Origin of the sequence: Kribbella sp. VKM Ac-2571, from assembly GCF_004362255.1 — a bacterium.
Lineage (GTDB): Bacteria > Actinomycetota > Actinomycetes > Propionibacteriales > Kribbellaceae > Kribbella > Kribbella pratensis.
In genome coordinates this window covers 85,472-105,465 of the sequence record NZ_SNWS01000003.1, presented here as the reverse complement: position 1 = coordinate 105,465, position 19,994 = coordinate 85,472, and the positions used below count along the sequence as shown (strand labels likewise).

Sequence of the window (19,994 nt, the reverse complement as noted above, 5' to 3'; positions counted from 1 at the left end):
ACGAGGAGGCAGCACGATGCGCGAACCGCAGCTGGTGAAGGCCGAGGGGCTGCCCGACCGGGTCACGATCTACGAGGTCGGGCCCCGTGACGGGTTGCAGAACGAGTCGGCGATCGTCGACGTCGCGGTCAAGGCCGAGTTCATCCGGCGACTGCTCGACGCGGGTCTGACGACGGTCGAGACGACGAGTTTTGTGCACCCGAAATGGGTCCCTCAGCTGGCCGACGCGGCCGAGCTGCTCGACCAGCTGGAGCTGCCGGCCGGGGTACGCGCCCCGGTCCTGGTCCCGAACGAGCGCGGTCTCGACCGTGCGCTCGCGGCCGGCGTCCGGGAGATCGCGATCTTCGCGAGCGCGACCGAGACGTTCGCGGGAAAGAACCTGAATTCCACGCTCGACGACCAGTTCGCGATGTTCACGCCGACGATCCAGCGTGCGCTCGCCGAGGGTCTGTCGGTGCGTGGCTACGTGTCGATGTGTTACGGCGACCCGTGGGAGGGCGACGTACCGATCGATCAGGTGGTCAAGGTCGGTGCGCGGCTGATCGACCTCGGGTGCCACGAGCTCTCGCTCGGCGACACGATCGGTGTCGCGACGCCAGGCCAGGTCGGTGCGCTGCTAGCCGCCTTCGGTGCGGCCGGCGTGGGTGTGGACAAGCTGGCGGTGCATTTCCACGACACCTACGGGCAGGCGCTCGCCAACACGCTCACCGCGCTGCGCGACGGCGTGACCACGGTCGACAGCTCCGCCGGCGGCCTGGGCGGCTGCCCGTACGCCGAGAGCGCGACCGGCAACCTCGCTACCGAGGATCTCCTCTGGCAACTCAACGGCCTCGGCATCGAAACCGGCGTCGACCTGGAGAAACTCGTTTCCACCAGCACCTGGATGGCCGAACAACTGGGTAAACCCTCCCCGAGCCGAGTAGTGCAGGCCCTCGCTGGCTGAAAACTGTCGGTGGCCCATGCCACCCTGGCTTGGTGAGTGCGCAGCGAGCTGAGCTTGGCGAGTTCTTGAAGGCTCGGAGGGCCCGGGTGACGCCGGAGGATGTTGGCCTGCCGAGCGGCGGAAGGCGGCGGACGCCTGGGTTGCGGCGCGAAGAGTTGGCGTTGCTCGCCGGTGTGGGCGTGACTTGGTACACCTGGCTCGAGCAGGGCCGGCCGATCAATGCCAGCGGGCAGGTGCTGGACGCGGTCGCGGCCACGCTGCGGCTGACGCCGGTCGAGCGGGAGCATCTGTACCGGTTGGCCGAGGCGACGCCGGTGCGGTTGCCGCGTACGACGGACTGCGCGAGCGAGGCCGTGTTCGACGAGATCGTGGCGGCGCTCGACCCGCTGCCCGCGGTGATCACGAACACCCGGTTCGACATCATCCGCGCGAACCAGGCGTACCACGACCTGTTCCACGACTGGCACCAGCTGCCCTGCGTCCACAAGAACCTGCTCTGGTGCATCATCACCGAGCCGGCCGCCCGCGAGCAGTTGCTGAACTACGACACCGAGGTCCCGTATCTCGTCGGCCGCCTGCGCTCGGCGTACGGCGAACACATCGGCGACCCGGACTGGGAGACCGACCTCGAGCGCCTGCAGTCGATCTGCCCCGAGTTCGCCCAGCTGTGGTCACGCCACGAGGTCGCAGCCTGTACGCCGCGCCTGCGTCGGATCCTCAACCCGATCGCCGGTGAACTGCACCTCACCGTCACCGAACTAGCGGTGTCGGCGCACCCCGACCTGGTCCTCTACGTCGAGACTCCCGCCGACGACGAAACCCGGGCCAAACTCCAACTCACTCGCAGGGAGGCTACGGCTCGATAGGTCGGCGGATGCGCCGTACCAGGCTCTTGTCGGCGAACTGGCCGACGCGGTACGTCGTCCAGCCGTCGACGCCGGCGCCCACGGCGCCACCGAGCAACGGGATCCGGCGGGTGAAGGTGACCGCCATCCGCTTGCCGCTGATCCGCCCGATCAGCTCCGCGACGACCTCGCCGGAGATCTGACGATCCAGCTCCGGGTCGAACACCGGAGCTGTCGCGATCGCGAGCGGAGACGAGACCAGGCTCGACTTCCGGAGCCGGGCCGCCACGCCGTCCTCACCGAGCAGGCAGGTGATGACCGCCGTACGGACCCGCGGGTCGTCGAGGTCGTATCCGCGCAGGTGCGCGATCGCCGCGACCATCCGGCACTGGACGACCGCGAGACCGGTCAGGTTGGCGGGCAGCGCGACGGGAAGGGTGACGAGACCGCCGATGCTGGTGACGAACCCCTGCACGCCGGCGAGCCGGATGTGCTGGTCGATCACTGCCTCGATCGCATCGGTGACGTCGCCGTCGCACCGCTCGAGCTTGTTGTCCGCGATCCGCTCCGCGCCCGGGAACCGCTGGTACCCGTCGATCGCGATCTCGAGGATCTGGCGCAACACACCGCCCGCTGCCGTCGGGGCGAACCGCTGGGCGGCGGGCGCGAGACTGCTGGCGACGAACCTGGCTACTCCGGCCACGGTGCTCCTTCCCGCCCGGCCCCACGCGTAAGAACCCGGACGTGCTTCAACTGTACGTGGCTCGGCAGCTCGCGGCACTCGGGACAAACCCTAGGTGTGCCCTGGTGCAGGATGGTGTCGTGCCGATCGAACCTGCTCCGTCCCAGTGGGAATTCCCGCCGGTCGGTGTGGCCGGGGCGAGCGATGTGGTCGCGGGCGGCGCCGACCTGGCGCCGGGAACGATTCTCGCGGCGTACCGGAGGGGGCTGTTCCCGATGCCGGACCATCGCGGTTCGGTGCTGTGGTGGTCGCCGGTCGACCGCGGCGTGATCGAGGTCGCCGGATACCGGCCGACCCGGTCGCTGCGGCGGGCTCGCGCGAAGTTCGAGATCCGGGTCGACACCGCGTTCGACCGTGTCATTCGGGCGTGTGCGGACCCGCGCCGCCCGGGTTCGTGGATCGATTCCGCGATCATCGCGTCGTACACCGAACTGCACCGGCTCGGCTGGGTGCACTCGGTCGAGGCATGGGACGGCGACGAGCTGGCCGGCGGGCTGTACGGCGTCGCGGTCGGCGGACTGTTCGCGGGCGAGTCGATGTTCCACCACAAGACCGACGGCTCGAAGGCGGCCGTCGCCGGCGCGATCGAGCTGCTGAACGACGAGTACGCCGCCGACCGGGTCTTCGACATCCAATGGGTCACCGATCATCTGGCCACACTCGGCGCGGTCTCGATCCCGCGTGAGAGCTATGTACGCCGTGTCTCGAAGGCGCTCGAGGTCCCGCTGCCGAAGGCGTTCAGCTGAGCCCGACGAAGGCCGCCATCTGCCGCGCGGCCGACGCGAAGAACTCGTCGGCAGGATCCATCGACCCGACCAGCTGACCGAACAGTTCGAAGCTGAGCATCCCGAACAACTGCGTCCACACGATCACGGTTCGCACCAGCACCGCCGGCGGCACATCCGGAGCCAACGCGACCAGCACCTCCGTCTGCTGAGCTAGCGCTCCCGATGGCGAGGGCGCGTCCACCGGCGTCACCAGTCGCCCGGCCGCCTGGGCGCGCTGCAACACCCCCAGCAACAACAACGGCACCCGGGACGCGGGCTGCACGGTGGTCTGCGGCGCCTGGTAACCGCTGATCGGGGAGCCGTAGATCAACGCGTACTCCTGCGGATTGGCCCGCGCCCAATCGCGTATAGCGGCGTAGACCGCGATCCAGTCGTCCATCGGATCGTCACCGGACGCCGCCGCCTCGGCAGCCGCGCCCAGAGCGTCGTACGCGTCGATGATGAGCGCGGTCAGCAGCTCGTCGCGGCTGGCGAAGTACCGGTAGAGCGCCGACGACACCATCCCGAGCTCACGGGAGATCGCGCGCAGCGACAGCGCCTCGGCGCCGACGGTGGCCAGCTGCTGCCGGGCAACGGTCTTGATTTCCTCGGTCAGCTCGGCCCGGGCTCGCTCACGGGCGGTACGTCCGGCGTTCATGGACCCAGTGTGCCACAGAAACGAGAGCACTGCTCTTGACAGTGAGCGGCGATCTGATGTTCACTGATCACAACAGAGAGCACCGCTCTCGCAGAACAGTGAGGAACCACCGTGACCGAGTACAAGCAGACCTACGACAGCAAGCGCGTGATCACCCTCAACGAGGGCAGCATGCGGGTCTTCAACAAGATCGTCGCGCGGCTGACGAAGCTCGGTCTCAGCCTGATGGGCAGCCGGGTGCTCTCCGTCCAGGGGCGCAAATCCGGCGAATGGCGCAGTACGCCGGTGAACCTGCTGGTCGTCGACGGTCAGCGCTACCTGGTCGCGCCGCGCGGCCACACCCAGTGGGTGAAGAACCTGCGCGCCAGCGGCACCGGCCGGCTGCAGCTCGGGAGCAAGGTGGAGACGTTCCACGCCGAGGAGGTTGCCGACGCCGACAAGATCCCCGCGCTGCGGATGTACCTGAAGAAGTGGGCCTGGGAGGTCGGCACGTTCTTCGAGGGCGACGTCTCGAAGAACTCCCCCGACGAGGTCCTGCACCACGTCGCCCCGGGTGTCCCGGTCTTCAAGATCAGTTAGGGGGTGTCCGATGGTAGGCGGCCGCCTGGATCCGGTAGAGGTCCGCGTAGTGGCCGTCGCGCGTCATCAGTTCTTCGTGCGTCCCGGTCTCGACGACGTGAGCACCGTCCAGTACGACGATCAGGTCGGCCATCCGCACCGTCGAGAACCGATGTGAGACGAGAATCGTGATCCGCCCGTCAGAACTCTCCTTCGCTGCCGCCGCGTACCGCTCGAAGAGTGCGTGCTCGGTCTCGGCGTCCAAGGCAGCGGTCGGCTCGTCGAGCACCAGCAGCAGCGGCCGGTCCCGCATGAACCCGCGAGCCAGCGCAAGCTTCTGCCACTGCCCGAAGCTGATCTCCGCCCCGTCCGGCCAGGTCGAGCCGAGCTGCGTGTCCAACCCCGATTCGAGCCGCTCCAGCACGTCCTCCGCGCCGGCCCGTCCGACAGCAGTGGTCACAGCCGGTATGTCGTCCAGCCGCGGCAGATCGCCGAGTCCGACGCTGTGCGCCGCGCGGAACTCGAACCGGAAGAAGTCCTGGAACGCACCCGCGATCTTCGAGCGCCACGCCTCGGCCGGGATCCGGTCCAGTGGCTGCTCGTCCAGCAGCACCCGCCCACTGCTCGGCTCGTACAGCTTGCAGATCAGCTTCACCAAGGTCGACTTGCCCGCGCCGTTCTCTCCGACGACCGCGATCACCTTGCCGGCCGGCAGCGTGAGGTCGACGTCCTGCAGCGCAGGCCGCGAAGCTCCGGCGTACGAGAACGACACGCGCTCCAGGCGGATGCCGTCGACGAGCCGTTCGGGCGCAGGCTGATCCGCTGTGCTGTCGAACGAGGCCGCGTAGTTCTCCAGCCAGACCAGCCGCCGCGACCCGTCCAGCCAGATCCCCCGCAGGAACCCGATCTCGCCGACCGTCGCTCCGATGTACGCCGACAGCCGCGCACCGGCCGCCAGGATGAGCAGCACCTGACCGACTGAACCGTGTAATCCCGAGGCGACGAACAGCACCGCGCCGACGTACGCCGCGCCGAAGATCGCCCAGGCGATCCCGTGCCACGCGGCACTGGTCCAACGCGCGGCGGCGATCGGTCCGTACCACTGCTCCCACTCGCGACGACGTCCTGCGACGAGCTCGGGCCCGATGCCGATGACTCGGACCTCCTTGCCGGGGGCAGATGTCGTCGCGGTCTTGAAGAGGTGATCGGCCAGCCGGCTGTGCGGGGCCTGCCGCTCCTCCACCTCGCGCTCGACGCCCGGTCGCCAACTGGAGCTGAGGACCGTCGGCAGTGCGAAGAGCAGTAGGAACGCGAGAGCCGGATGGATCGACATGAGCAGGGCGACCGTCACGCCGAGACGCAGGATCCAGCCGCAGGTGGAGAACAACGACATGTACATGTGGTCGAGCACGAAGACCTGTTTGCGCAGTACGGCCAGCCGATCAAGGTAGTCACGGCGTTCGTGGTGCTCGATCGTGGCGACGGACGCCTGCAACCGGGCGACATGCGCCTCCAGCATGATCGTGACGCGATCCCGGAACCGGCGTGAGATCCGCGTCGACAACGTCCGCAGGAACCAGGTCGCCGTCACTGACAACGCCAGGCCGCCTGCCGCCAGCAGTGCGGTCCGCCGATCGCCGTCCAGTACGCCGTCGGCGAGGATCTTCAGCCACAGAGCGAGCAACGCGTCCGGTACGGCGGCCAGCAGCGTCATCAGGAACGCGGCAACGAGCAGCCAGGGCTCGTGCTGGTACCCGAGCTTGCACAGGCGCCACATCGCCGGCAGTGCGCGCGGCAGGTCGTCAGAGCGTGTCATAGCTGAGCCCCTCCTCGTTGACCTCGGCCGTGAAGCGCTGCGCCTGCAGGTCGAACATCGTCCGGTATCGCCCGCCCAGCGCCATCAGTTCGTCGTGGCTTCCGAGTTCGACGACGTGGCCCTGCTCCAGGACGCAGATCCGGTCGGCGTGCCGGACGGTGGAGAACCGGTGCGAGATCAGGATCGTGGTGACGTCGCGGGTCGCGGTCAGGATCCGGTCGAAGATCGCCGCCTCACCGCGAACATCCAGCTGAGCGGTCGGTTCGTCGAGCAGGACGAGACCGGCGCCCTGCCGGACCGCGCAGAGTGCCCGCGCCAGCGCGACCCGTTGCCACTGTCCACCTGAGAGGTCGGTGCCGTCGCCGTACCCCGTGGCCAACCGGGTGTCGAGGTCGGCCAAGTCGTCGGCACCCGCGTCCGCCAGTGCGGCGCGGATGTCCGCCTCGGGCGCACCAGCCGGTGCGACGTTGTCCCGCAACGGCAGCTCGAGCTTGAGGAAGTCCTGGAAGACGGCTGCGACGCGCGTCCTCCAGGCGTCGACGTCGAGCTCCCGCAGGTCGCTGCCATCAACCCGGATCGTCCCGGAATCGGGGTCGTACAGGCGGCACAGGAGCTTGGCAAGCGTGGTCTTACCCGCGCCGTTCTGACCGACGACTGCGAGCGACGACCCGGCCGGGATCGTCAGGTCCAGCCCGTCGAAGACCTGGCGATCGGACTGTGGATAACTGAATCTCAGTCCCCGAAGCTCGACCTCGACGGGACCCTGGCCGGCCGAACCGTGCCCGATGCTCAACGCACCGGCCGGTGCCATCGCGGGCTCCAGCCGCTGTACGGCGGCGACTGGGGCGGCTGCCCCGTCCAACGCCCAGTTCAGTCCGCCGAACGCGATCATGCTGACTCCGATCGCGACCTGGGCGAACACCACCAGCCGGTCGAGCGGGAGGCGCCCGTCGATCGCGGCCGCCCCGAGCGCCCAGAACACGAGACCGTTGGCCACCACCACGATCAGCAGACTCCAGATCATCGGGCGTTCCCGCAGGCGGGTAGCGGCGTACTGCAGCTCGAACAGGCGTCGGCGTCGCTCCGTGAAGCGCCGTACGGTCCAGTCGGCGAGGCCGAACAGGCGCAGCTCCTTCGCCGCGTCCGGCTCGACCGCCAGCTCGTAGGCGTAGTGCGCATGCCGTTGCGCCGAACGGACCTCGGCGGTGTTCCGGTCCTTCCAGACGCCGCTCTCGCGGAGCAGCCAATGCGTCGCGGACCAGGCGGCGACGAGCACCAGCGGCGCCCACCACGTGAACCCGAACAGCACCACCGCGGACGCGATCCCGCCGACCAGCTCGACCAGACTCCCGGCAACGAAGTCGACGTTCAGGTACATCGGCGGCCCGGTCTGCCCGTGGTCGAACTCCCGGGCCACCGTCAGGTCCTCACTCAGCTCCGGATCCTCGAGATGCCCGATGCCCGGCGGCCCCACACAAGCCTTCGCCAACGCGTCGTTCAGGTACGCCGACACTCGACTCCCCAGGTTGGCGCTGACGGCCTGATGTACCGGCGTCAGCACCTGCAGCAGAACGAACGTCGTACCCATCAGCCCCAACGGCGCGGCCAACGACTCCCCGTGCTGCACCGCTCCCACCAGCCACCCCATCGCCACCGCGAACACCGCCGGCAACGCGCCACGGGCAATCAGCAGAACCCACCAAGCAGCAGCCAGCCCTCGATCCGCCCGCGGCAGCACACCGAAGAACCGCCACTCATCCCGCTCCCACAGCCGCCTCACCATCCCCTCACGATGACACCCCCACCGCCCCAAGTCTTGAACGTTTGCCGGATGCCCTACGCCCGCACGGGCACTCAGTCGTCTGCCGGCACTGGAGACGACCGCCGGGGTCTGGGAACACGCAATTGCCTGTTCCCAGACCCCACCGAGTGTCTCCAGTCGTGGTGATGTGCCCCCGCGTCCCTCGCCACGCCAGGGGATATCCGCGCGAATGAATGGGTTGGGGAGGATCGTCTACCCGAATCGGGCAGGAAACCTCCCCAACCCCACCTCATCCGCTGCACACCACCCACCGCACCCGCTCAGCCACAGGCAACGGGCAGCACACGTAGGTGCGTGGGGATGGGGGCGGATTGTGGGGTGGCTGCGAAGATGGCTGGATGATCAGTCCCGAGCAGCTGAACGCGGCGCCCAAGGTTCTTTTGCATGACCACCTGGATGGTGGTTTGCGGCCGGGGACGGTGGTTGAGTTGGCGGGGGAGATCGGGCATGTGTTGCCGCGCACGGATGCGGGTGAGCTCGGGGCCTGGTTCGTGGAGTCGGCGGATTCGGGGTCGTTGGAGCGGTACCTGGAGACGTTCGATCACACGGTTGCCGTGATGCAGACGGCCGAGGCGATCAAACGGGTGGCCAGTGAGTGCGTGCAGGACCTTGCGGCGGACGGTGTGGTGTACGCCGAGGTCCGCTACGCGCCCGAGCAGCACCTGACCAAGGGGCTCACGCTCGAGCAGGTCGTGGATGCGGTTCGGGAGGGGTTCGAGCACGGGATGGCGGTTGCCGAGCGGCCGATCGTGGCGCGGCAGTTGCTGACCGCGATGCGGCACAAGGCGCGCTCGATGGAGATCGCCGAGTTGGCGGTCGCGTACCGCGACGCGGGCGTGGTCGGGTTCGACATCGCCGGCGCGGAGGCGGGGTACCCGCCCACCCGGCACCTGGACGCGTTCGAGTACCTGCAGCGCGAGAACGCGCACTTCACCATCCATGCGGGCGAGGCGTTCGGGCTGCCGTCGATTTGGCAGGCGATCCAGTGGTGCGGTGCGGACCGGCTCGGTCACGGCGTACGGATCATCGACGACATCACGTACGACAGGGCCGGTGAGAAGGCGGAGCTCGGGCGGCTCGCGGCGTACGTGCGCGACCGGCGGATCCCGCTGGAGATGTGCCCGAGCTCCAACCTGCAGACCGGCGCGGCCGACTCGATCGCGAACCACCCGATCGGTCTGCTCGCCAAGCTCCGCTTCCGGGTCACCGTGAACACCGACAACCGGTTGATGAGCGGTACGTCGATGAGCCGCGAGCTCGCCCTGCTCGCGGAAGCGTTCGGCTACGGCCTCCCCGACCTGCGCTGGTTCGCGATCAACGCGATGAAGTCAGCCTTCATCCCCTTCGACGAACGCCTCGCGATCATCGACAACGTGATCAAGCCTTGGTACGCGTCAAACTGACCGCGGAGAAGGGAAGGGAAGAAGAGAAGGGAGGGAGGCAGCCTCAAACTGACCTTTGGTAGGTGCGGAAGGCTCGGGTTGAGAGCCAGCCGACTATCAGGGTGAAGGCCAGTAGATACAGGCAGTGTCGCCACACCGACGACCAGTTGGGGTCGGCGGCGAGGGACTGGCGGGCGGCGATGGTGGCCCAGTCGACCGGGTTGAAGCGGGCTGCGACGTTCACCCAGTGGGGCGCGACCGTCGGGTCGATCATGATCGACGACATGAACGTCAGCGGTAGCGAGACGAACTGGGATATCCCGATCAACGCCTCCTGCTGACGCGTGAGCAGCGCGACCGCGTTCGAGAGCGACCCGAACGCCGTACCGACGAGCATCGACGCGACGATCGTGACCAGGTACCCGACGATCCCGCCGTCGTACCGCGCGCCCGCGGCGATCCCGATCGCGAACACGAGGATCGTCTGGATCAACGTGGTTGTCGCGTTGCTGAGCAACTGCCCCGCCATCAGCCCGCCGCGGCTGACCGGTGACGCGAGCATCCGGTCCATCACGCCGCGCTCCATGTCCTGCACGAACGACGTTCCGCTCCAGCCGCTCGTCATCAGCGCCGTCATCATCACGATCCCCGGCGTCAGGAACGCGATGTACGACGAGTCGCCGAACCCAGGGAGCCGTACGACGCCCTGGAACAGCTGCCCGAACAACAGTAACCAGATCGCCGGCTGCACCAACGTGAACGCGATCAACGCCGGTTGCCGGTACGACGCCCGCATCCATCGCCCGAAGACGAGGCCCGTGTGCGCGATCATGCCGCCTCCTCCGCCACGCGGAACGAACGACCTGTGTGCTGCAGGTACACGTCGTCCAGCGACGGCCGCGACACGGTGACCGCAACTACCGGAATCGCCTTGTCTTCAAGGGCTCCCAGCACAGCCGGTACGGCGGTTGCACCGCGATCGACCCGTGCACGCAACGTGTTGCCTTCGACAACGATCTCACCGATGCCGGGCAACTGCCCGAGCAATGCCCGGACCGTCCCGTCGGTGTCAGGATCGACGAGCTCGACATGTACGGAGTCGCCACGCAACGAGGCCTTCAATGCCTCCGGGGTGCCCTCGGCAACGATCCGGCCGTGGTCGACGATCGCGAGCTGCCCCGCGAGGCGATCGGCCTCTTCCAGGTAGTGCGTGGTCAGCAGCACGGTCAGACCTTCTTGCCCGGACAGCCGGACTACCTCGTTCCACAGGTCGGCGCGGGCCTCGGGGTCGAGTCCCGTGGTGGGCTCGTCGAGGAACAGGACCTTCGGTCGGTGGACCAGGCCGAGCGCGACGTCCAGCTTGCGCTGCATGCCGCCGGAGTACGTCTTCACCGGGCGACCGCCATGCTCTCCCAGTCCGAAGCGCTCCAGCAGTTCACGAGCGCGCTGCAAGGACTCCTGGTGGGACAGGCCGAAGATGCGCCCGCTCAGCACCAGGTTCTCGAGACCGGTCGCCATCGGGTCCGAGCTCGACTTCTGCGGTACATAGCCGATCGACCGTCGTACCTGGTCCGGCGAACGATTCACGTCGTACCCGGCGACCACGGCGGTGCCGGAGTCGGCCCGGGACAGTGTGGTGAGGATCTTGACGGTGGTGGACTTGCCCGCGCCGTTCGGTCCGAGCAGACCGAGTACGACGCCTTCTCCGACGCTGACGGTCAGGCCGTCGAGCGCGCGGAGTGGTGGGTTCTTGCGGCCGGCCGGGTACGTCTTGACCAGCTCGACCGCTTCGACGGCATGCGTAGCCATCACATGACTCCCTAAGGGATCGGGAGTCGTTCCGAGCTGGCTATCCTGATGGTTGTGCCCTTGGGTGCCAGGTCTTCGGACCGACTCGAGGAACTGCGGCCTTCGACCCTGGTGTTGCCGCACCGTGGGTCGAGGGCCGTCTCTTATCGGGCTTCCGGTGGTATCGCCTGCATCCAGGCGAACTCCTGCCCGAAGTACTTGACGGGATCCTTCAGTTGCTCGACAGGACTGATGCCCTCCTCCAGATAGAGCTTCCAGGCCTGACGCCAGAACCGGGAGCCGCCCAGTGCGTCTGTGCGAATCTCCTCGACGAGCTGGTGAACGTACGCCGATTCCGCCTGGAGCAGCGCCAGCCGGAACTCCGACTCGACCCAGAAGATCCGCGGGAACTCCATCGACGCCATGTGGTCGTGTGCCGCGATGATCTCCGAGATCTCCGTGTCGACCGCCTTGAGCCGCTGCTCGAGCAACTCGACGGCGCGATCGGGCGGCAGGCCGGGCAGGTAGGCAAGACCGGCCTCCAGCGGGTGGAACTCCCGAGCCGGCGTACCGACGAGCTCTGCCAGCCAGTCGCGGAACTCACCGGAGCCCGCGTCGGTGATCTGGTAGACAGTCCGCTCCGGCCGGTTGCCCTCCCGGACCGTCTCCAGCGCCTCGACGAACCCGTGCTTCTCAAGGGCCGCCACGACCGAGTAGAGCGAGCCGTAGTTCACCTTGATGCTCTGGTCTTTGCCACGGGCCCGGAGCATCGTCGAGATCTCGTAGGGGTGCATCGGCCGCTCGCTCAAACTCCCGAGCACGGCGAACGCCAGCGGATTCGCCACTTTGCGCCGCGCCATGGACCCTCCTCGATCTCGATTACTCGAAATCGAGTATTAGCTCGTGAGTATCCGATGTCAAGTATTCAGCCAGGCGAACGCGCGGGCACCGAGGCCGCGGACGCGGAGGTGGGCGAAGGCGCGGTACGCCGGCTCCTCGACGTACTTCGTCAGCAGCCAGGCGAGCCCGATCACGCCGATCACCGCGCCCGCGATCTGGGTGAGCCGGCCCGCGCCGAGCTCCATCAGGCGGTACGCGATCAGATAGCCGACCACCTGGTTGAGCAGGTACAGCCCGAACGAGATCCGCGCCAGGAAGTGGATCGGCCGCCGGAACCGGGTGAGCACCGTCCAGTCCGGACCGCGTGCGGCCAGCGCGACGATCACCAGCAGCACCCCGATGCCCAGCGACGACGGCAGGTCCGAGGTGTGCGCGTGCTGCGCGAAGACGGTCGCCGCGAGCAGGGCGGCGAGATGCACCACGCCGATGCGCCGCTGTGCCCAGAGCCAGATCGCGATGCCGATCGCGAACAGTTGCAGGCGATGCAGTCCGAGACCGTTCCACGCCTGCTGCACCCAGAACGGGCTGTGGTCGATGCGGTCGTTCCACTGCAGTACGACCGGCGCGATGATCATGATCCAGAGCAGCGTGGTGATCCGCTGCCCGAGGCCGCGCGGCCAGAGCAGAGCCGCGGCGCCGAACGCCATCAGCTGCAGCGGCAGCGTCCAGTACGAGCCGTCGATGAGCTGGACGCCCGGGTCGAACGAGGCGGCCAGCGTGAGGTTGCTCCACAGATCACGCCGCGTCGGCAGCACCCAGTTGCTGGGCCCGAACCGCACCACGACGAGGTACGTGAACAGCACCGCGATGAAGTACGGCGGGAGCACGCGACACACCCGCCGCCACAACCAGCGGTACGTCGACCCCTTCCGGACCGTCACGCAGACGAAGTACGCGCTGATCACCAGCAGGATGCTGGCACCGACCTGGAACGGGTACGGCCCCAGTGGTGCGCCGAGCTCGGGGTGCAGGAACGGGCCCATGTACGTCGTGTGCGTGAAAATCACTGCCAGCACCGCCAGGACACGCACTACGTCCCAGCTCAGTCGGCGTGCGGTCCTGCCCGGGGGGCGGTCCGGCGTCGTCACAACCACTCCATCTACGTTCGCCTGTTACCCCCCTGTGACCTTAGCCAGAGCGTGGGGTGGCGATGCAAATCCGCCCGGTGATGCCTTGCTCACATCGGGCGGGTCAGAGCGGCTTGACCCAGCGCGACCACTCGGGCTGCGGCGCGTAGCCCGCGGTGGACCAGACGCGGTGCGCGGGGGCGTTGTCGTCGAGCACCATCGCGTCGGCACGGGTTCCGCCGTACGTCAGGAAGCGGGCCTCGGCGCGGGCGACGAGTTCGCGGCCGATGCCCTGGCGGCGATGGGTCGGCGCGACCGCCAGGCGGTACAGGTGGCAACGCCAGCCGTCCCAGCCGACGATGATCGAACCGACGACAACCTCGTTGTCTGTGTCATCAACGGCAAGGACCAGCGCCTCCGGATCACGCTCGATCAGCCGCCGGACGGCGTCGGCCGAGTCCGGCGGGCGGTGCGAATCCTCGGCGGCGGTCGCCCAGAACCTCAGTACTGCGTCGATGTCGGTCGCGGCAGCGTTGCGATAGGCAACCATCAGCCGGCGGTCTGGAAGGTGCGGCGGTAATCCTGTGGTGGCACGCCCACCACCCTACGGAAGTGGTGCCGGAGCAGCGCGGCCGTCCCGAATCCTGACTCGGTGGCGATCTGCTCGATACCCATCCGGGTCTGCTCGAGCAGGGTGCGGGCGCGCAGGACGCGCTGGGTGGTGACCCATTTGAGTGGCGTCGTACCGGTCTCGGCGACGAAGCGGCGGGCGAAGGTGCGCTCCGACATCTGCGCGCGCCGGGCCAGCGCGGGCACGGTGTGGTCGACGGTCAGGTTGTCGACCATCCAGTCGAGGACCGGCTGCAGGCTCTCCCCGGACGATTCGGGCACCGGCACCTCGACGTACTGCCGCTGGCCGCCGTCGCGCTGCGGCGGGACCACCATCCGGCGGGCGATCCGGGTCGCGACCGCGCTGCCGAGCTCGCGTCGTACCAGGTGCAGGGCGGCGTCGATCCCGGCCGCGGTGCCGGCGCTGGTGATGATGTTGCCGTCGTCGACGAACAGCACGTCCGGGTCGAGCTTCGCGGCCGGGAACTGGTCATGGAACTTGTCGATGTAGCGCCAGTGCGTCGTGCAGGCCCGGCCTTCGAGCAGGCCGGCGGCACCGAGCACGAACGCTCCCGAGCAGACCGTGAGCAGGATCGCGCCGCGCGCCTCGGCCCGCCGGAGCGCGTCCAGGACCCGCTCGTCGTACGCGTGCCGCCAGGTGGTGGCCGGGATGCCGATCAGGTCGGCGTCCTCGAGTTCCTCCAGCCCGTACGGCGCGACCACCTGGGAGTGGCTGCTGGTCTCCATCGGCACGCCCGGCGTGGTCGAGCACACCTTGAAGTCGAAGGGCGGCACACCGTCGTCGGTGCGGTCGATGCCGAAGACCTCGGCCAATACGCCGAACTCGAACAGGGCAACGTCCTCCAGCAGGACGACGGCGATCTTCTGCAGCATCTCGCCAGTATGGCAGTAATTTGTCGGACTATGTCAATAGTGCCACTAGTGGCAGGATCTGATACCTAGAATCATTACTGCCATGACCGGATACATCGTTCTCGTAGTCACCGTGCTGGCCGTGATCGCGGCTCTGGAGATCAGCAACAGGCGCAACTCGACCGGTCCGGCTGCCGGACCGCGGGGCACCTGGATCGCCGACGACCGTGACGTGGCCCGGACCAAGCTCGACCTGCTCGCCCTCGGCGCAGCGGCCAAGCCCTTCAACCACAAGCCTGCTTCCACCACCGGGACCGTGCACAGCATCCGCGCGGCCCGCCTGCACCACGGCCGTCACGCGGCCTGAGTGAGTTTTCGCCAGCTAGGGGCGGTCCCGTTGGTGACCGCCCGCAGCACTCCTTCGACCGGGCCGTAGCGGAAGCTGCTGAGCCAGACGTGGCTCAGCAGCACCTGTAGGACGAAGACGCCGACCGCGAAGCCCACTGTCTCCAGCGGAGACACCTGACCCGACAGCCCGAAACCGACACCGGTGAAGATCAGCATGGTCGCCACCGACTGCCCGAGGTAGTTCGACAAGGCCATCTGGCCGGCCGGCGCTAGTAGTTGGCGGATCTCCTCCCCGCGGTCGGAGTGCATGATCCGCAGCAGTGAAGCGACGTACGCCGCAGTCAAGAACGGTGCTGTCATCACACTCATCAGCACTGCCCTGGTGTCGCCGTTGCCGCCCGCCGCGTAGACGAGCCCGCCGGTGATACCGATCGCGAAGCCGACCAGCTGGATGAGCCGCAGCAGTGCATCGGCCCCGTGCGTGTTCTGCAGGAGGCGCCGTCGACCGGCCACCATGCCGACGAGGAACGCGGCCAGTGTGGTCGGGCCCTGCACTGTCAGCAGCGACAGGCCGTACGTCGGGAGCGCGCGGACGTGCTCGCCTATGACGTCGCTGAACGACCCCGCCAGGTTCGCAGTCGTCTCCTGTGCGGCTGCTACTGCCGTGGTGGGGTCGGTGAACTGCGTGGTGTCGACGAAGAGCGCAGCGAGCGCGAGCGTGATGAAGAGGTACGCGTAGATGCCTCCTGCGACCAGGAGCGCCGTACGGTCCTTCACTCGGCGCATGGCGAGCAGGACCAGGCCGATGATCGCATAGACGCTCAGGATGTCGCCCGTGATCAGGAAGACGCCGTGCAGCGCACCGAGCACGAACAGACCGCCGAGCCGCCGCAGAATCCGTGGTCTGAACGCTGCACCGGCTCGCTGCGCCGCCTGCATCTGCAACTGGAAGCTGTACCCGAACAGGAACGAGAACAGCAGGTAGAACTTCATGTCCACGAACACCGACGACAGCCAGTGCACCGAGTGGTCGAGCCAGGAGTCGTACGCCGGATTCTGCGCCAGGTGGATCGGGAACCCGGAGGCGGCGAAGGTGATGTTCACGACCAAGATGCCCAGCAGGGCGAAACCACGCAGCGCGTCGATGTCCTGAATCCGCGTTCGATCGAGTACCTGGCTCATGCACTCCAGCACATCAGGGCAACCCTGAGCGCACACTCACGCTGAATCCTCCTCGACGGTGGAGCTAGCTCTACCCTCAAGCATGTGACTGACTATCGCGAGGTCAACCGGGCAAACTGGAACGAGCGGGTACCGGCGCACGTGGCATCGCCCAGCTACCACGTCGACGACTTCCTGTCCGACCCGTCGTACCTCAGTGGGGTGGTTCGGTTCGACCGGCCGCGGCTCGGTGACGTCAGTGGGCTGCGCGGCGTACACCTGCAGTGCCACATCGGCACCGACACCGTGTCGCTCGCACGGCTCGGTGCGCGGATGACCGGGCTGGACTTCTCGGAGCCGGCAGTCGAGCAGGGTCGGTTGCTGGCAGCGCGGCTGGGGTTGTCGGTCGACTTCCACGTGGCTGATGCCTACGACGCGGTGCGGGTGCTGGGCGCGTCGGCGTACGACTTCGTCTACACCGGGATCGGCGCGTTGTGCTGGCTGCCGGACATCGAGCGCTGGGCCCAGGTCGTGGCCGGCTTGCTGAAGCCGGGCGGGCGACTGTTCGTCCGCGAGGGCCATCCGATGTTGGGAACCCTGGAGCCGGGTGAGCGGTACGCCGACGTGCGGTACCCGTACTTCGAGACCGCAGCGCCGACCGTGGTCGACGAAGGCGGGACGTACGTGGTGACCGACGCCGAGTTCAGCAGTACCGAGACACACGAGTGGAACCACGGCCTCGGCGAGACGATCACCGCCGTACAGACGGCCGGTCTCGTGTTCGACTCACTCACCGAGCATGACAGCGCGCCGTGGAACGCTCTCCCCGGTCTGATGACCGAGGACGCCGAGGGTGAGTGGCGCCTGACGGAGCATCCGCACCGCCTGGCCGCCACCTACACCCTGCAGGCTCACAAGCCTCAGTGAGCCCGGCGCTGCTGGACCTTCTGCACTGCCTGCTTGATCTTCTGCTGGTTCTCCGGCTTGCTCAGCTCGCGCTGCGCGACCTGAACCAACTTGGCCACCACAGCACCCTTGAGCATCGTCTTCACAAACCCCATCAGGGCCTCCCAACTCTGTTGCCACCGAAACTACCGGTACCCACAACCCATCCCCATGGGTGATCCACCGGAACTGTCCCTGGCGTCAGGCACACTAGGAGGGTGCCTGAGTTGCCGGAGGTTGAGTCGCTGGCCGTGTTTTTGCGGGAGCGGGCGGTTGGGCATGCCTTTGTGCGGGCCGACATCACGGCGATCAGTGCGCTGAAGACCTATGACCCGCCGATCTCGGCGATGGTCGGGTTGCTGATCGACGACGTGCAGCGGCACGGGAAGTTCCTGGACATCTCCGCGCAGGGCGTGCACCTGGTGATCCACCTGGCCCGGGCGGGCTGGCTGCGGTGGAAGGACGAGCAGTCGACCGGCCTGGTGCGCCCGGGCAAGGGCCCGATCGCGCTCCGGACGGTCCTGGACGACGGCTCCGGGTTCGACCTGACCGAGGCCGGGACCCAGAAGAAACTCGCGGTGTACGTCGTCCGCGACGTCTCCGAGGTCCCGGGGATCGCACGCCTCGGTCCGGACCCGTTCACGCTGTCGCTCGAGGACTTCGGCGAGATCCTGAAAGGCCAGGGTCGCGTCCAGCTCAAGGGCGTCCTGCGAAACCAGTCCGTGATCGCCGGCATCGGCAACGCATACTCCGACGAGATCCTGCACGTCGCGAAGATGAGCCCCTTCAAGCCGGCGTCGAACCTGTCCGACGACGAGCTCAAGACGTTGTACGACGCGATGCGCGAAACCCTCAAGGACGCGGTCGACCGCTCCGCCGGCCTCGCCGTGCAGGACCTGAAATCGGAGAAGAAGTCCGGTCTGCGGGTGCACGGCCGCAAAGGCCAGAAATGCCCGGTCTGCGGCGACATCGTCCGCGAGGTGAGCTTCGCCGACTCCTCCCTGCAGTACTGCGCGACCTGTCAGACCGGCGGCAAACCGCTGGCCGACCGGAGGTTGTCGAAGCTGCTCAAGTAGGTTCCCGCCATGCGGAAGATCTACGTGGCAGCACACGTCTACATGATTCTCGGGCTGGTCAGCGGGCTGTTCTACCGCGAGTTCACCAAGCTGAACGACTTCACCGGCGACTCGCAGCTCAGCGTCGTCCACACGCACATCCTTGCGTTGGGCATGTTGTTCTTCCTGATCGTGCTCGCGCTCGAGAAACTCTTCACCCTGACCGCGGGCAAGCTGTTCACCGCGTTCTTCTGGGTCTACAACGCGGGCCTCGCGCTCACCATCGGGCTGATGATCGTCCGCGGCTCGATGACCGTGCTCGGCCACGAGCCCGGCGCCGCCCTCGACGGCATCTCCGGCCTGGGCCACATCACCATCACCCTCGGCCTGATCTTCTTCTTCGTCAACCTCGGCAAGTGCCTGCCCGCCAAGGAGGAGGCGCCCAGCTCAGAGGTCCACGACGTACGGCGATGACGCCGAGCGCCGGCCCGCGTCCAGGCGCACCCGCAGTTCGCGTGCACCTGCCGGGCCGGCGATCCGTGTCGCCCAGCCGATCGACCGGCCCGGGTCGAGACCGTCGAACGTCCACGCCTGCTCACTCGCGGACCACCCGGCCGGGAGTGGGAGCTCGACCTCGCCACGCGCCGGGGTCCGGCCGAAATTCGTCACGACCACGGTGAGTTCGTCGCGGCCGGGGTGGATCGAGGCCAGCACGGTGCCGACCGGTGCGACGAGCACCCGCCGTACGCCGGTCGGCACTGTCAGCGGAAGGACGCGGAGCTCGGGCATCGGGAACGGGCCGATCGTGGTCCGGGTCAGCTCGTGACCGGTCACGCTGTACCTGCGACCGGCCAACCGGATCTGGTGCCGGGTGTCGGCATCGACCAGGCCGAAGAACCGTACGGCGACATCGGTGGCGCGGCGGGCGACGAGGTGGGCCGGCGTACCGGTCGGAGTCAGGTCCCAGACGCCGTCGGCGTTGGCGGTGACGGTGTCCGGCGGGACGATCCGCAGCTTGCCCTGCAGCGCGACGCGGACCACCGGTGGCTCACCGGCCTCCGGCAGCCGGACGACCAGGTCGTCACCGTCGCGGCGCCAGGTGAGTGCCCTACCGGTGTGGTCCTCGACGACGTGCCGCGGCGTGGTCGCGAGGCCGGGCAGCCGTACCTCGTGGTCCGGTGGCCGGCAGGCGATGCGGAGCAGGAGCAGCTCGCGACTCCGCAGGACCGCCTCGCCCCAGGGTTGCGGCTCGAACTCCCCCGGGATCCCCTGAATCAGTGCCACCGCAGCCTCCTTCGAGCCACGGTCCGAAATCCGCCGTCCGCTGTCAACGCCTTATCCGGACTCCGGGCAACCGCCTGCCCCCGGGTCTGACATGCTTGGGGCATGTTCCGGAACCAGGAGATTCCTTCGGTCGTGGTGGCCGAGCTCGACGACGACCTGCTGGCGGAGGCGTTCGTGCTCGACGTGCGGGAGCCGGACGAGTGGGACCGCGGTCACATCGAGGGCGCCACGCACATCCCGCTCGGCGAGCTCCAGGAGCGCGTGGGCGAGGTGCCGCTGGACCAGAAGGTGCTCTGCGTGTGCGCGGTCGGCGGCCGTTCCGGCATGGCCACCCAGTTCCTGAACCAGCTCGGCCGCGAGGCGATCAACCTCGACGGCGGCATGCACGCCTGGCAGACCTCCGGCCGCCCGGTCAGCACGAACTGACCGTT

Annotated in this window: 23 protein-coding genes; 10 read left to right on the top strand and 13 right to left on the bottom strand. The window is 67.9% G+C overall.

Annotation, left to right across the window (positions count from 1 at the left end; genetic code table 11):
* Window positions 1-16: 16 nt before the first annotated feature.
* Together EV651_RS07800 and EV651_RS07795 are read left to right on the top strand one after the other, a co-directional pair.
* The gene (locus EV651_RS07800) at window positions 17-943 is read left to right on the top strand and encodes a hydroxymethylglutaryl-CoA lyase (protein WP_133783586.1); all 927 of its coding nucleotides are present in this window, start codon (window positions 17-19) and stop codon (window positions 941-943) included.
* Between the two features lie 32 nt (window positions 944-975).
* The gene (locus tag EV651_RS07795; protein ID WP_202870216.1) at window positions 976-1,809 is read left to right on the top strand and encodes a helix-turn-helix transcriptional regulator; all 834 of its coding nucleotides are present in this window, start codon (window positions 976-978) and stop codon (window positions 1,807-1,809) included.
* On the opposite strand, the gene EV651_RS07790 is transcribed toward EV651_RS07795, so the two are convergent.
* Complete coding sequence (locus EV651_RS07790) at window positions 1,796-2,491, bottom strand: EcsC family protein (protein ID WP_133783582.1); 696 nt, start codon at window positions 2,489-2,491, stop codon at window positions 1,796-1,798. The two genes, EV651_RS07795 and EV651_RS07790, sit on opposite strands and share 14 nt — an antisense overlap.
* Before the next feature lie 119 nt (window positions 2,492-2,610).
* On the opposite strand from EV651_RS07790, the gene aat reads away from it, so the two are divergent.
* The gene (gene aat, locus EV651_RS07785) at window positions 2,611-3,276 is read left to right on the top strand and encodes a leucyl/phenylalanyl-tRNA--protein transferase (RefSeq protein WP_133783580.1); all 666 of its coding nucleotides are present in this window, start codon (window positions 2,611-2,613) and stop codon (window positions 3,274-3,276) included.
* Here the strand turns inward: aat and EV651_RS07780 are convergent.
* Window positions 3,269-3,955, bottom strand: a complete 687-nt coding sequence (locus EV651_RS07780; protein ID WP_133783578.1) for a TetR/AcrR family transcriptional regulator — start codon at window positions 3,953-3,955, stop codon at window positions 3,269-3,271. The genes aat and EV651_RS07780 overlap by 8 nt on opposite strands.
* Before the next feature lie 111 nt (window positions 3,956-4,066).
* Here EV651_RS07780 and EV651_RS07775 point away from each other — a divergent pair, with 111 nt between their 5' ends.
* Entirely contained in the window at window positions 4,067-4,534 is a 468-nt protein-coding gene (locus EV651_RS07775) for a nitroreductase family deazaflavin-dependent oxidoreductase (RefSeq protein ID WP_238156731.1), read from the top strand.
* Here the strand turns inward: EV651_RS07775 and EV651_RS07770 are convergent.
* A complete protein-coding gene (locus tag EV651_RS07770) occupies window positions 4,527-6,329 on the bottom strand; it encodes an ABC transporter ATP-binding protein (RefSeq protein ID WP_133783576.1) in 1,803 nt (600 codons plus the stop codon). The genes EV651_RS07775 and EV651_RS07770 overlap by 8 nt on opposite strands.
* Window positions 6,316-8,112, bottom strand: coding sequence for an ABC transporter ATP-binding protein (locus tag EV651_RS07765; protein WP_133783574.1), 1,797 nt, complete (start codon window positions 8,110-8,112; stop codon window positions 6,316-6,318). The genes EV651_RS07770 and EV651_RS07765 overlap by 14 nt, the downstream gene beginning before the upstream one ends.
* A 377-nt stretch (window positions 8,113-8,489) precedes the next feature.
* On the opposite strand from EV651_RS07765, the gene EV651_RS07760 reads away from it, so the two are divergent.
* Complete coding sequence (locus tag EV651_RS07760; RefSeq protein WP_133783572.1) at window positions 8,490-9,554, top strand: adenosine deaminase; 1,065 nt, start codon at window positions 8,490-8,492, stop codon at window positions 9,552-9,554.
* Window positions 9,555-9,597: 43 nt separating this feature from the next.
* On the opposite strand, the gene EV651_RS07755 is transcribed toward EV651_RS07760, so the two are convergent.
* The 6 genes from EV651_RS07755 to EV651_RS07730 all read right to left on the bottom strand — a co-directional run bounded on the left by EV651_RS07755 (window position 9,598) and on the right by EV651_RS07730 (window position 14,791).
* Window positions 9,598-10,365: an ABC transporter permease gene (locus EV651_RS07755; RefSeq protein WP_133783570.1), complete on the bottom strand. Its 768-nt coding sequence runs from the start codon at window positions 10,363-10,365 to the stop codon at window positions 9,598-9,600.
* Window positions 10,362-11,342: an ATP-binding cassette domain-containing protein gene (locus EV651_RS07750; protein WP_133783568.1), complete on the bottom strand. Its 981-nt coding sequence runs from the start codon at window positions 11,340-11,342 to the stop codon at window positions 10,362-10,364. Before EV651_RS07750 ends, EV651_RS07755 begins: the two co-directional genes overlap by 4 nt.
* A 143-nt stretch (window positions 11,343-11,485) precedes the next feature.
* On the bottom strand, window positions 11,486-12,181 hold the full coding sequence (locus EV651_RS07745; protein WP_133783566.1) for a PadR family transcriptional regulator: 696 nt from the start codon (window positions 12,179-12,181) through the stop codon (window positions 11,486-11,488).
* A gap of 57 nt (window positions 12,182-12,238) precedes the next feature.
* Entirely contained in the window at window positions 12,239-13,309 is a 1,071-nt protein-coding gene (locus tag EV651_RS07740) for an acyltransferase (protein ID WP_202870214.1), read from the bottom strand.
* Between the two features lie 103 nt (window positions 13,310-13,412).
* Window positions 13,413-13,838, bottom strand: coding sequence for a GNAT family N-acetyltransferase (locus EV651_RS07735; RefSeq protein WP_133783564.1), 426 nt, complete (start codon window positions 13,836-13,838; stop codon window positions 13,413-13,415).
* Entirely contained in the window at window positions 13,838-14,791 is a 954-nt protein-coding gene (locus EV651_RS07730) for a GlxA family transcriptional regulator (protein ID WP_133783562.1), read from the bottom strand. Before EV651_RS07730 ends, EV651_RS07735 begins: the two co-directional genes overlap by 1 nt.
* Window positions 14,792-14,873: 82 nt before the next feature.
* Here EV651_RS07730 and EV651_RS07725 point away from each other — a divergent pair, with 82 nt between their 5' ends.
* Window positions 14,874-15,137 carry a hypothetical protein gene (locus EV651_RS07725; RefSeq protein ID WP_133783560.1) on the top strand — a complete coding sequence of 88 codons (264 nt, stop codon included), beginning with the start codon at window positions 14,874-14,876 and terminating at the stop codon, window positions 15,135-15,137.
* Here the strand turns inward: EV651_RS07725 and EV651_RS07720 are convergent.
* Complete coding sequence (locus tag EV651_RS07720; RefSeq protein ID WP_133783558.1) at window positions 15,125-16,300, bottom strand: DUF418 domain-containing protein; 1,176 nt, start codon at window positions 16,298-16,300, stop codon at window positions 15,125-15,127. The genes EV651_RS07725 and EV651_RS07720 overlap by 13 nt on opposite strands.
* Window positions 16,301-16,384: 84 nt before the next feature.
* Between EV651_RS07720 and EV651_RS07715 the strand changes: the two genes are divergently transcribed.
* Entirely contained in the window at window positions 16,385-17,206 is an 822-nt protein-coding gene (locus EV651_RS07715) for a bifunctional 2-polyprenyl-6-hydroxyphenol methylase/3-demethylubiquinol 3-O-methyltransferase UbiG (protein WP_133783556.1), read from the top strand.
* On the opposite strand, the gene EV651_RS41245 is transcribed toward EV651_RS07715, so the two are convergent.
* Window positions 17,200-17,340, bottom strand: coding sequence for a hypothetical protein (locus EV651_RS41245; RefSeq protein WP_165546414.1), 141 nt, complete (start codon window positions 17,338-17,340; stop codon window positions 17,200-17,202). The two genes, EV651_RS07715 and EV651_RS41245, sit on opposite strands and share 7 nt — an antisense overlap.
* 102 nt (window positions 17,341-17,442) lie before the next feature.
* On the opposite strand from EV651_RS41245, the gene EV651_RS07710 reads away from it, so the two are divergent.
* Together EV651_RS07710 and EV651_RS07705 are read left to right on the top strand one after the other, a co-directional pair.
* Window positions 17,443-18,300, top strand: coding sequence for a DNA-formamidopyrimidine glycosylase family protein (locus EV651_RS07710; protein WP_133783554.1), 858 nt, complete (start codon window positions 17,443-17,445; stop codon window positions 18,298-18,300).
* A gap of 9 nt (window positions 18,301-18,309) precedes the next feature.
* Window positions 18,310-18,753, top strand: coding sequence for a DUF2871 domain-containing protein (locus EV651_RS07705; protein ID WP_133783552.1), 444 nt, complete (start codon window positions 18,310-18,312; stop codon window positions 18,751-18,753).
* On the opposite strand, the gene EV651_RS07700 is transcribed toward EV651_RS07705, so the two are convergent.
* Window positions 18,727-19,563 (bottom strand): hypothetical protein, encoded by an 837-nt coding sequence (locus tag EV651_RS07700; protein WP_133783550.1) that lies wholly within the window; start codon window positions 19,561-19,563, stop codon window positions 18,727-18,729. The two genes, EV651_RS07705 and EV651_RS07700, sit on opposite strands and share 27 nt — an antisense overlap.
* A 102-nt stretch (window positions 19,564-19,665) precedes the next feature.
* Between EV651_RS07700 and EV651_RS07695 the strand changes: the two genes are divergently transcribed.
* Entirely contained in the window at window positions 19,666-19,989 is a 324-nt protein-coding gene (locus EV651_RS07695; protein WP_133783548.1) for a rhodanese-like domain-containing protein, read from the top strand.
* Window positions 19,990-19,994 lie beyond the last annotated feature (5 nt).

Bases quoted from the DNA above. Each gene is read 5' to 3' on its own strand.
- EV651_RS07800 (WP_133783586.1), top strand. From the start codon at position 17: ATGCGCGAACCGCAGCTGGTGAAGGCCGAGGGGCTGCCCGACCGGGTC.
- EV651_RS07780 (WP_133783578.1), bottom strand. From the start codon at position 3,955: ATGAACGCCGGACGTACCGCCCGTGAGCGAGCCCGGGCCGAGCTGACC.
- EV651_RS07770 (WP_133783576.1), bottom strand. From the start codon at position 6,329: ATGACACGCTCTGACGACCTGCCGCGCGCACTGCCGGCGATGTGGCGC.
- EV651_RS07765 (WP_133783574.1), bottom strand. From the start codon at position 8,112: ATGGTGAGGCGGCTGTGGGAGCGGGATGAGTGGCGGTTCTTCGGTGTG.
- EV651_RS07760 (WP_133783572.1), top strand. From the start codon at position 8,490: ATGATCAGTCCCGAGCAGCTGAACGCGGCGCCCAAGGTTCTTTTGCAT.
- EV651_RS07755 (WP_133783570.1), bottom strand. From the start codon at position 10,365: ATGATCGCGCACACGGGCCTCGTCTTCGGGCGATGGATGCGGGCGTCG.
- EV651_RS07750 (WP_133783568.1), bottom strand. From the start codon at position 11,342: ATGGCTACGCATGCCGTCGAAGCGGTCGAGCTGGTCAAGACGTACCCG.
- EV651_RS07745 (WP_133783566.1), bottom strand. From the start codon at position 12,181: ATGGCGCGGCGCAAAGTGGCGAATCCGCTGGCGTTCGCCGTGCTCGGG.
- EV651_RS07735 (WP_133783564.1), bottom strand. From the start codon at position 13,838: ATGGTTGCCTATCGCAACGCTGCCGCGACCGACATCGACGCAGTACTG.
- EV651_RS07730 (WP_133783562.1), bottom strand. From the start codon at position 14,791: ATGCTGCAGAAGATCGCCGTCGTCCTGCTGGAGGACGTTGCCCTGTTC.
- EV651_RS07725 (WP_133783560.1), top strand. From the start codon at position 14,874: ATGACCGGATACATCGTTCTCGTAGTCACCGTGCTGGCCGTGATCGCG.
- EV651_RS07720 (WP_133783558.1), bottom strand. From the start codon at position 16,300: ATGAGCCAGGTACTCGATCGAACGCGGATTCAGGACATCGACGCGCTG.
- EV651_RS41245 (WP_165546414.1), bottom strand. From the start codon at position 17,340: ATGGGGTTTGTGAAGACGATGCTCAAGGGTGCTGTGGTGGCCAAGTTG.
- EV651_RS07705 (WP_133783552.1), top strand. From the start codon at position 18,310: ATGCGGAAGATCTACGTGGCAGCACACGTCTACATGATTCTCGGGCTG.
- EV651_RS07695 (WP_133783548.1), top strand. From the start codon at position 19,666: ATGTTCCGGAACCAGGAGATTCCTTCGGTCGTGGTGGCCGAGCTCGAC.